The sequence below is a fragment of the Mesorhizobium sp. M2A.F.Ca.ET.067.02.1.1 genome (assembly GCF_004023285.1).
Taxonomy (GTDB): Bacteria; Pseudomonadota; Alphaproteobacteria; order Rhizobiales; family Rhizobiaceae; genus Mesorhizobium.
Window position 1 is genome coordinate 1 of the sequence record NZ_RZSB01000199.1, and the last position, 8,660, is coordinate 8,660.

The 8,660-nt window shown below is 64.3% G+C and carries 8 protein-coding genes; 5 read left to right on the forward strand and 3 right to left on the reverse strand.

What is annotated here, in order from left to right; genetic code table 11:
- Positions 1-885: phosphonate ABC transporter, permease protein PhnE (phnE, locus tag EOA28_RS15660; protein ID WP_128315029.1), on the forward strand; the 885-nt coding region annotated here is incomplete at its 5' end.
- A gap of 228 nt (positions 886-1,113) precedes the next feature.
- Here the strand turns inward: phnE and EOA28_RS15670 are convergent.
- The 3 genes from EOA28_RS15670 to EOA28_RS15680 all read right to left on the reverse strand — a co-directional run bounded on the left by EOA28_RS15670 (position 1,114) and on the right by EOA28_RS15680 (position 4,576).
- Positions 1,114-1,965 (reverse strand): sugar phosphate isomerase/epimerase, encoded by an 852-nt coding sequence (locus EOA28_RS15670; RefSeq protein ID WP_127252050.1) that lies wholly within the window; start codon positions 1,963-1,965, stop codon positions 1,114-1,116.
- A 226-nt stretch (positions 1,966-2,191) separates the two neighbouring features.
- Positions 2,192-3,379 (reverse strand): Gfo/Idh/MocA family oxidoreductase, encoded by a 1,188-nt coding sequence (locus EOA28_RS15675; protein WP_127252051.1) that lies wholly within the window; start codon positions 3,377-3,379, stop codon positions 2,192-2,194.
- 141 nt (positions 3,380-3,520) lie between these two features.
- The gene (locus tag EOA28_RS15680; RefSeq protein WP_126064313.1) at positions 3,521-4,576 is read right to left on the reverse strand and encodes a sugar phosphate isomerase/epimerase; all 1,056 of its coding nucleotides are present in this window, start codon (positions 4,574-4,576) and stop codon (positions 3,521-3,523) included.
- 399 nt (positions 4,577-4,975) lie between these two features.
- Here EOA28_RS15680 and EOA28_RS15685 point away from each other — a divergent pair, with 399 nt between their 5' ends.
- The 4 genes from EOA28_RS15685 to EOA28_RS15700 all read left to right on the forward strand — a co-directional run.
- Positions 4,976-5,863 carry a sugar phosphate isomerase/epimerase gene (locus tag EOA28_RS15685; RefSeq protein ID WP_042640703.1) on the forward strand — a complete coding sequence of 296 codons (888 nt, stop codon included), beginning with the start codon at positions 4,976-4,978 and terminating at the stop codon, positions 5,861-5,863.
- Between the two features lie 57 nt (positions 5,864-5,920).
- Positions 5,921-7,090 carry a mandelate racemase/muconate lactonizing enzyme family protein gene (locus EOA28_RS15690; RefSeq protein WP_128315030.1) on the forward strand — a complete coding sequence of 390 codons (1,170 nt, stop codon included), beginning with the start codon at positions 5,921-5,923 and terminating at the stop codon, positions 7,088-7,090.
- A 2-nt stretch (positions 7,091-7,092) separates the two neighbouring features.
- A complete protein-coding gene (locus tag EOA28_RS15695) occupies positions 7,093-7,809 on the forward strand; it encodes a FadR/GntR family transcriptional regulator (RefSeq protein ID WP_127252053.1) in 717 nt (238 codons plus the stop codon).
- Between the two features lie 5 nt (positions 7,810-7,814).
- The coding region (locus EOA28_RS15700) for an NAD(P)-dependent oxidoreductase (protein ID WP_128315031.1) at positions 7,815-8,660 on the forward strand (846 nt) is incomplete at its 3' end.

Sequence of the window (8,660 nt, forward strand, 5' to 3'; positions counted from 1 at the left end):
GATGACGAGATCGTCGCCAAGCTGGGCTTTGCCGGCGAGGTGCGCGTCACCGTCGACCGCGTCAAGGTGCGCAAGCGCTTCCTCGGTTGGGCGAATTTCGTCTTCGATACGCGCTCGCCGTTCTTCGGCAAACCCTATAGCGAAGTCATCTCGCTGATCGTCTCCGGGCCGGAACTCAAGCCGGGCACGTCGAACCTCGCTTTGGCCGCCGACAATTTCTGGAACAACGCCCAATGGCAGCACGGTGATGTCTGGACGAAGCTGCTGCAGACCATCGTCATGGCGTTCCTCGGCACGCTGCTCGGCGGCATCGTCGCTTTCCCGCTCGCCTTCTTCGCCGCCCGCAACATCACGCCGAGCGGCGTTCTGAGCCAGGTGCTGAAACGCTTCTTCGATTTCATGCGCTCGGTCGACATGTTGATCTGGGCGCTGTTCTTCACCCGCGCCTTCGGCCCGGGACCGCTGGCCGGCAGCGCCGCGATCTTCTTCACCGAGATCGGCACGCTCGGCAAAACCTATTCCGAGGCGCTGGAGAACATCGACGACAAGCCGCGCGAAGGCGTGCTCTCGACCGGCGCCAACGAGATATTGGTGCAGCGCTACGGCGTGCTGCCTGAGGTGGTGCCGGTCTTCATCAGCCAGACCCTCTACCAGTGGGAATCGAACACCCGCGGCGCCACCATCATCGGTGCCGTCGGCGCCGGCGGCATTGGCCTGAAATTGTGGGAAGCGATGCGCACCAATTCGAACTGGGCCAACGTCTTCTACATGGTGCTTTTGACCCTGCTCGTCGTCTTCATCTTCGACAACATCTCGAATTTCCTGCGCCGAAGGCTCAGCCGCACGCTGCATGATTACAACCGGCTGCAGGCCGAGCAGGGGTAGTTGGACTGCTGCCTTTTAAGGAGAGGTCGGCGGGACAGCGCCCCCCTCTGCCCTGCCGGGCATCTCCCCCACTTGGGGGGAGATCAGCCGTCATCGCGGCTTTCGCCAATCGTCGACGCTGCAAGGTTCAGCGGAGCGAACGGAGCTGCCAATCTCCCCCTCGTGGGGGAGATGTCCGGCAGGACAGAGGGGGGCGCGAAGGATCGCGACGCCGATCGGACGGTGCACCTAAGCCGCCCCCTTCCACCCGTCCCTGATATGCCTATGCCCCTCGCGATAAACCGCCTCCGGGCTCTCCGCGAAATCCCGCCACACCTTCGTCGCCGCAGCCAGATGCTTCAGCGAGCGGCCGAAGGACTCGATCGTCAGCCAGTCGTCATAACCGCTTTTGCGGATGGCGGAGAAAGTCTCCTTCCATGGAATGTTGCCGCGCCCCGGCACCCCGCGGTCGTTCTCCGAAATGTGGACATGGACGATATTGCGGCGATGCTTCGTATAGGCGCCGATCGGATCGGCCTCCTCGATATTGGCATGGAACGTGTCGTACATCGCCTTGATGTGCGGCCGGTCGATCGCATCGATATGCTCGCACAGATCGGCCATGGTGTTGACCAGATAGCATTCGAAGCGGTTGAGCGCCTCCAATCCGATGGTCACGCCCTTCTTGCCGGCATGGTCACCGATGGCGCGCTGCGAGGCGATCGAGCGCTTCTTCTCGGCAGAAGTCGGCCCGCTGCCGGAAAAGGCGCCGAGCGTCGAATGCAGCGGCCCGCTCAGCGTGTTGGAGCCAAGCGCCGCGCTGCAGTCGATCGCCCATTTCATGTAATCGATACCGGCCTTGCGCGCGGCGGCATCCGGCGAGATCAGGTTCATCGCCGGATCGCCCATCGCCGAGACCGCGGTGCGCTCCAGACCGATGCGGTCGAGCATCTCGCCCAACCTTTTGTAGTCGTCAGGCGCGCCGGCAAAGACCGGTATCTCGACGCCGTCGAAACCCGTCGCCTTGATGTCCTTCAACAGCGTCACATCCTTCTTCGAGACGCTGGTGGTCCACAAGAACATGCACATGCCGATTTTCATCGACACCCCTCCCCGCTTGCGGCCAGCCATTTGCGTTGGCGGGCCGCACTCCCCCTCATCCGGCCGCTTTCGCTGCCACCTTCTCCCCGGCGGGGAGAAAGAGGTTGTCGTCGGCGCCGGCGCCCTCCTCTCCCCTCGGGGAGAGGTCGGATTGCCCCGAATTGCGTTTGCAATTCGGCTGGCAATCCGGGTGAGGGGGACTCCCCCTCAGACGACGCAGCCGTCCCTAGAGCTTCGTCCACGCCCCATTTTTCTTCGACGACTTCACGCAGGCCTCGATGAAGGCCATGCCTTCGACGCCGTCCTCGATCGTCGGGAAAATCACATCCTTGCCCGGCTTGCCGCCCCTTCTGCGTGCCGCCCGGATTGCGCGGGCGGCCTCCTGGTAGATGTTGGCAAAACCTTCGAGATAGCCTTCCGGATGTCCGGATGGCACACGGGTCACACGCGCCGCGACCGGCATCGCGCCGGCGCCGGCCCGGGTGAGCAGCTGCTTCGGCTGGCCGAAAGGCGTGTACCAGAGATAGTTCGGGTCGGCCTGCACCCATACCAGCCCGCCCTTCGAGCCATAGATGCGCAGCTTCAGCCCGTTCTCATGGCCGGGCGCCACCTGGCTTGCCCAGATCATGCCCTTGGCCGGATGCTTGTTGCCGACTGGCTTGAAGCGCAGCATGACATTGACATTGTCGTCGAGCTGGCGCCCAGGCACGAAGGCATCGAGGTCGGCCGACAGAGAATCCAGCTCCAGCCCGGACACGAAGCGGGCAAGATTGTAGGCATGCGTGCCGATGTCGCCAAGCGCGCCGCCGGCGCCCGCCTGCTTGGGATCGGAGCGCCACGAGGCCTGCTTCTGGCCGGTGGCGGCGAGATCCTCGGTCAGCCAGTCCTGCGGATATTCCGACTGCACGATGCGGATGTCGCCGAGCTGGCCCTTGGCCACCATCTCGCGCGCCTGCCGGATCATCGGATAGGCGGTGTAATTGTGGGTAAGCACGAACACCTTGCCGGTCTTCTCGACCAGCGCGGCAAGCTTCTTCGCCTCGGCGAGCGACGTTGCCAGCGGCTTGTCGCAGATGACATGGATGCCGGCCTCGAGGAAGGCCTTGGCCGCGGGCACATGCACGTTGTTGGGGGTGACGATCGCCACCGCCTCGATGCCGTCGGGACGCTTGGCCTCGGCCTTGGCCATCTCGGCGTAGGAGCTGTAGCTGCGCGCTGGATCGAGCCCGAGCTCGGCGGCGGAAGCCTTGGCACGCGCCGGGTCCGACGACAGCGCGCCGGCCACCAGCACGAAATCATTGTCCATGCGCGCCGCGATGCGATGCACCGCGCCGATGAAGGCACCCTGCCCGCCGCCAACCATGCCGTAGCGGATCGGGCCGCCTCCCGTTTCCGACTTCGATGCGCCGACCATTTTTCGTCCTCTCCTCTTGGCTGCTCACCCTCCCCCTGCGGAGGGCCGACGCACGGCGTCGGGCGGGGTATAAGGGTCCGCCGCGGCTTTGAATTCAACCCCGCCCGGACCCGCTGTCGATCTTCCAGGGAAGTTCGCGGGTCAAATCCCCATCATCGCCCGCAGCAGCTTTTTGTCGGTCGTGCCGGCGGCGAAATCGTCGAAAGCCTTCTCGGTCACCCGGATGATGTGGTGCTGGATGAAGGGCGCGCCTTCGGCTGCGCCGTCCTCGGGATGCTTCAGGCAGCATTCCCATTCCAGCACCGCCCAGGAATCGTAATTGTACTGGGTGAGCTTGGAGAAGATGCCGCTGAAATCGACCTGGCCGTCGCCAAGCGAGCGGAAGCGGCCTGCCCGGTTCACCCAGCCCTGATAGCCGGAATAGACGCCCTGCCGTCCGGTCGGATTGAACTCGGCGTCCTTGACGTGGAAGGCCTTGATCCGCTCGTGATAGATGTCGATGAATTCCAGATAGTCGAGCTGCTGCAGCAGGAAATGCGACGGATCGTAATTGATGTTGCAGCGCTTGTGGCCGCCGACCGCGTCGAGGAACATCTCGAAGGTCGCGCCGTCGAACACGTCCTCGGAAGGGTGGATCTCGTAGCCGACATCGACGCCATTGTCCTCATAGACGTCGAGGATCGGCTTCCAGCGTTTGCCGAGCTCGCCGAAGGCTTCCTCGATCAGTCCGGCCGGCCGCTGCGGGAACGGATAGAGGTAGGGGAAGGCCAGCGAGCCGGTGAACGACACCGAGGCGTTCAGCCCGAGATTGCGCGACGCCTTGGCGCCGAACTTCATCTGTTCGACGGCCCATTGCTGGCGCGCCTTGGGATTGTTGTGCACCGATGGCGGCGCGAAGCCGTCCATCTGCGCGTCATAGGCAGGATGCACCGCCACCAGTTGCCCTTGCAGGTGCGTCGACAGTTCCGTGATCTCGACGCCCGCGTCGGCGCAGATGCCTTTCACCTCGTCGCAATAGGCTTTCGACGAGGCCGCCTTCGCGAGGTCGAACAGGCGTCCGTCCCAGGTCGGGATCTGCACGCCCTTGTAGCCGAGCCCGGCCGCCCATTTGGTGATCGAAGCCAGCGAATTGAACGGTGCGGCATCGCCCGCGAACTGCGCCAGAAACAGGCCGGGACCCTTCATCGTCGTCGGCATCGGCATCCTCCCTCTCTTGTTTTCGTGACCAAGCATAGCGCCAATTGGAGCGAGGGCCAGCCTGTTTGGTCAGTCCTGACGGCATCTGAACGCCATGTCATTCTGGTATTACCAAATCCCGTAGTTCGGTCAAGCGCCTGAAAAGCTGGAAGAAGCCGCGGACCCGCAATTGGAAATGCGAAATTACCTTATTAAATCATAGCATTGTCCGGCGCGGTCGCCTTCCTCTGCCCACTTCTTGCCGCGCGCGAAAATTTGCTGTAGACGTCATGACAGGCCCAATTGGTCGAACCAGTTTCGAGGAAAACCTGGCAACGCCTTGGGGAGGAAACGTGCGGCCGCCTCTGTTCGAGGCGTCGCGGGTAAAATGTGACAGGCGAATTCTGGGAAGGATAGACCATGCATCTTTCGACGCACAATTGGATGCGGGCGGAGCCGCTGGAGGTGACGCTGAAGCGCATCAAGAAGTTCGGCTACGAATCGATCGAGATTTCCGGCGAGCCCGAGCAATACAAGACCAAGGAGACGCGCGCGCTGCTCAAGGAGTATGGCATCCGCTGCTGGGGTTCGGTGACGCTGATGCTCGGCGAACGCAACCTCGCCGCCAAGAACCAGGGCCAGCGCGAGCGGTCCGTCCAATATGTCAAGGACGTGCTCACCATGGTGAGCGAGCTCGACGGCGAGATCATCACGCTGGTGCCCGCGACCGTCGGCAAGGTGGTGCCGGACGGCACCGAGGCGGAGGAATGGGGCTGGGTGGTCGATGCCACGCGCGAATGCTTCACCCATGCCAAGAAGGTCGGCGTCCGGATCGCCATCGAACCGCTCAACCGCTTCGAGACCTATCTCTTCAATCGCGGCGCCCAGGCGCTCGCGCTCGCCGACGCGGTGAGCCCCGAATGCGGCGTCTGCCTCGACGCCTACCACATCCACATGGAGGAATTTAACGTCTATGACGCGATCCGCCAGGTCGGAAAGCGCCTGTTCGATTTCCATGTCGCCGACAACAACCGCTTCGCCGCCGGCCTTGGCCAGATCGACTGGCCGAAGATCGTGCGCACGCTGAAGGAAGTCGGCTATGACGGCGCGCTGACCAACGAGTTCGTCGCCCCCGTCGACCGCACGCCCGCCGCGCCTTATCCGGAGATGGTCGAACGCAATCCGGTCGACATCTCGCCCGAGCAGCTCAAATTCATCCAGGACCACGGCTCCAGCGTGCTTACGGAGAAATTCTACACCGACCAGATGCGCATAACCGCCGAAACGCTGCTGCCGCTGATCAAGTAGACCTCCGATCAAAGCTTGTCCCTTCCGCCTGGCGGGCGGAGGGGCCGAAGGGAAAATATGCGCATCAAAAGCGTTCAGGCCTGGTGGGTCCGTGTCCCGATCGAAGTCGCGAGGCAGCATCGCAGCGACTTCGGGCAGGTGACGACGTTCGACGCCGCCATTCTGCGCATCGAGACCGACGACGGCCTGGTCGGCTGGGGCGAAGGCAAGAACGCCGCCGGCAGCGCCGGCAGCTATGGCGCGCTCGTCCATATGCTCAATCACGAGATCGGTCCGCAACTCATCGGCCGCGATCCGGCCGACATCGGCATCATCTGGGAAATGCTCTATAACGGCGTGCGGCACGAGACGGCGGCACATGCCGGCCATGCGATGCCGCAGCTGGCGCGGCGCGGCAGGAGCGTGGCGGCGATCAGCGCCGTCGACATCGCGCTGTGGGACATCCTCGGCAAGTCGCTCGGGCAGCCCGTATGGCGGCTGCTCGGCGGCCGCAAGGTCGAGCGCATGCAGGCCTACGCTTCGGGCGGCTGGGCCTCCCCCGACGCCATCGGCGAGCAGTTGCAATCCTACATCGCCAAGGGCGGCTTCAAGGCGCTGAAGATGCGCGTCGGCGCCATGGACGGCGCGCCCCATCTTTCGGCCGCGCGCGTGCGCGCCGCAAGGCAGGCGATCGGTCCGGAGGTCGACCTGATGGTCGACGCGCACGGCACCTACACCGCCGCCGAGGCCAAGCGCTTCATCCAGCTCACCGCCGATCTCGACCTCGCCTGGTTCGAGGAGCCTGTGAGCGCGGACGACAAGCCGGGCATGGCCGAGGTACGAGCCTCGGGCTCAACGCCGATCGCCACGGGCGAAAGCGAGGCGACGCGCTACGCCTTCCGCGACCTGGCGGTGTTGAAATCGGCCGACATCTTCCAGCCGGATCCCGCTTTCTGCGGCGGCATCAGCGAGGCGATGAAGATCGGCACCATCGCCAGCGCCTTCAACCTGCGTTTCGCGCCGCATCTGTGGGCCGGCGCGCCCTGCTTCTTCGCCGGGCTGCATGTGTGCGCCGCCTCGCCCGCCTCCTTCATCATCGAATATTCGCTCGGCGCCAACCCGATGATCCACGACCTGGTCGAGGAGACTGTCGAAGCGGAGGACGGTATGATAGCGATCCCTGAAAAGCCTGGATTGGGTTTCACCATCTCCGAGCGATTCCTGGAGGCGCACGCGCAACGTATTTGACGATGAAAGAAAAGAACCTTCTCGCGGAACTCGCCGCCTATCTCTTCTCCAACTCGGACAAGGAGTCCGGCCGCACGCCTTCGGAACGCGAGCTGGCTGAACATTTCGCCGTCAGCCGCGGCCAGATCCGCGAGGCGCTTGCCATCCTGGAAGCCATGCGCATCGTCGAGCGGCGCGCCAAGTCCGGCATCTATATCGACACCAAGCAGGCGAGCGTGGAAGCGCTGGCGCTGTTCGCCCGCGCCGGCCTGCCGCTCGATCCGGTGCAGATTTATGAGACGGTAGAACTGCGCAAGATCCACGAGATCAAGGCAGCCGAGCTTGCCTGCTCGCGCGCAACGGAAGAAAACTTCGAACGCCTGCGCGAGATCCTGAAAGCCTCCGAAGAACGCATCGCCGCCGGTGAAGGCCTCGCCAAGGAGGACCGCGAATTCCACCTCGAGATCGTGCGCGCCACCAAGAACAGCGTCTTCCACAACATCTGCAGCGTCTATTACCTGATGGGCGAGCAGCGCCTGCCGATCTATTTCAACGATCCCGAACGCAGCGTGCGCTCGCATGCCGAGCATATCCAGATCTACGAAGCGCTGCTGCGCCGCGACGGCAACCTCGCCCAGGCTCTGATGAGCGCCCATTTGCAGGGCGCCGAGAGCTACTGGAAAGGGATCATCGAAGGCCACGCAACAGAACCGAAAAGCGCGGCGCTCGAGAAGGTCTGAGTGCAATGCGCAAGATCCTGGCGACGCATCCGCTGCACCCCCGCGCCACGGCCATGCTGGCCGGAGCAGGGCGGCTGGCCGTCGCTTCCGCGCTCGATCCAAAGACATTGACCACTGAGGCCCGCGACGCCGACATCGTCATCGTGCGCGCGCCGCTGCCGCCGGAACTGTTTCAAGGCGCGGCGAATTTGCGAGCCGCTATCCGCCACGGCGCCGGGCTGGACATGATCCCGGTCGAGGCGGCGACCGCCGCCGGCGTGCTTGTCGCGAACGTACCCGCCGTCAACGCTCGCTCGGTCGCCGAGCATGTGATGTTCGCAGCGCTCGCCCTATTGCGGCGCTTCCGCGTGATGGACCGCGACCTGCGCGCCAAGGGCTGGCTTGCCGGGCGCGAGCATGCCAATTCGACCAGCGAGCTTGCCGGCAAGACGATCGGCATTGTCGGCCTCGGCGCGGTCGGCCAGGCCGTCGGGCATATCGCCGCGCACGGTTTCGACCTCAATGTCGTGGCAACGACGCGCAGCCTGCGCCCGGCGCCCGAGCGCGTCGGCTTCCTGTCGATCGACGCGCTGGTCGAGCAGAGCGACGTCATCGTGCTCTGCTGCCCGCTGACGGCGGAGACGCGCGGCCTGATCAGCCGCGAGCGCATCGCCCGTATGAAGCCCGGCGCACTGCTGATCAACGTCTCGCGCGGCCCGGTGGTCGACGACGAGGCGCTGATCGAAGCCTTGCGAGAAGGCCGCATCGGCGGCGCCGCGCTCGACGTCTTTTCCGTGCAGCCGCTGCCGCCCAACCATCCCTATTTCGGCTTCGACAATGTCATCGTCACCCCGCACATGGCCGGCATCACC

Excerpts from the sequence above, each read along its gene's own strand:
- EOA28_RS15680 (WP_126064313.1), bottom strand. The coding sequence starts at position 4,576 with ATGCCGACGACGATGAAGGGTCCCGGCCTGTTTCTGGCGCAGTTCGCG.
- EOA28_RS15695 (WP_127252053.1), top strand. The coding sequence starts at position 7,093 with ATGAAAGAAAAGAACCTTCTCGCGGAACTCGCCGCCTATCTCTTCTCC.
- EOA28_RS15690 (WP_128315030.1), top strand. The coding sequence starts at position 5,921 with ATGCGCATCAAAAGCGTTCAGGCCTGGTGGGTCCGTGTCCCGATCGAA.
- EOA28_RS15685 (WP_042640703.1), top strand. The coding sequence starts at position 4,976 with ATGCATCTTTCGACGCACAATTGGATGCGGGCGGAGCCGCTGGAGGTG.
- EOA28_RS15670 (WP_127252050.1), bottom strand. The coding sequence starts at position 1,965 with ATGAAAATCGGCATGTGCATGTTCTTGTGGACCACCAGCGTCTCGAAG.
- EOA28_RS15675 (WP_127252051.1), bottom strand. The coding sequence starts at position 3,379 with ATGGTCGGCGCATCGAAGTCGGAAACGGGAGGCGGCCCGATCCGCTAC.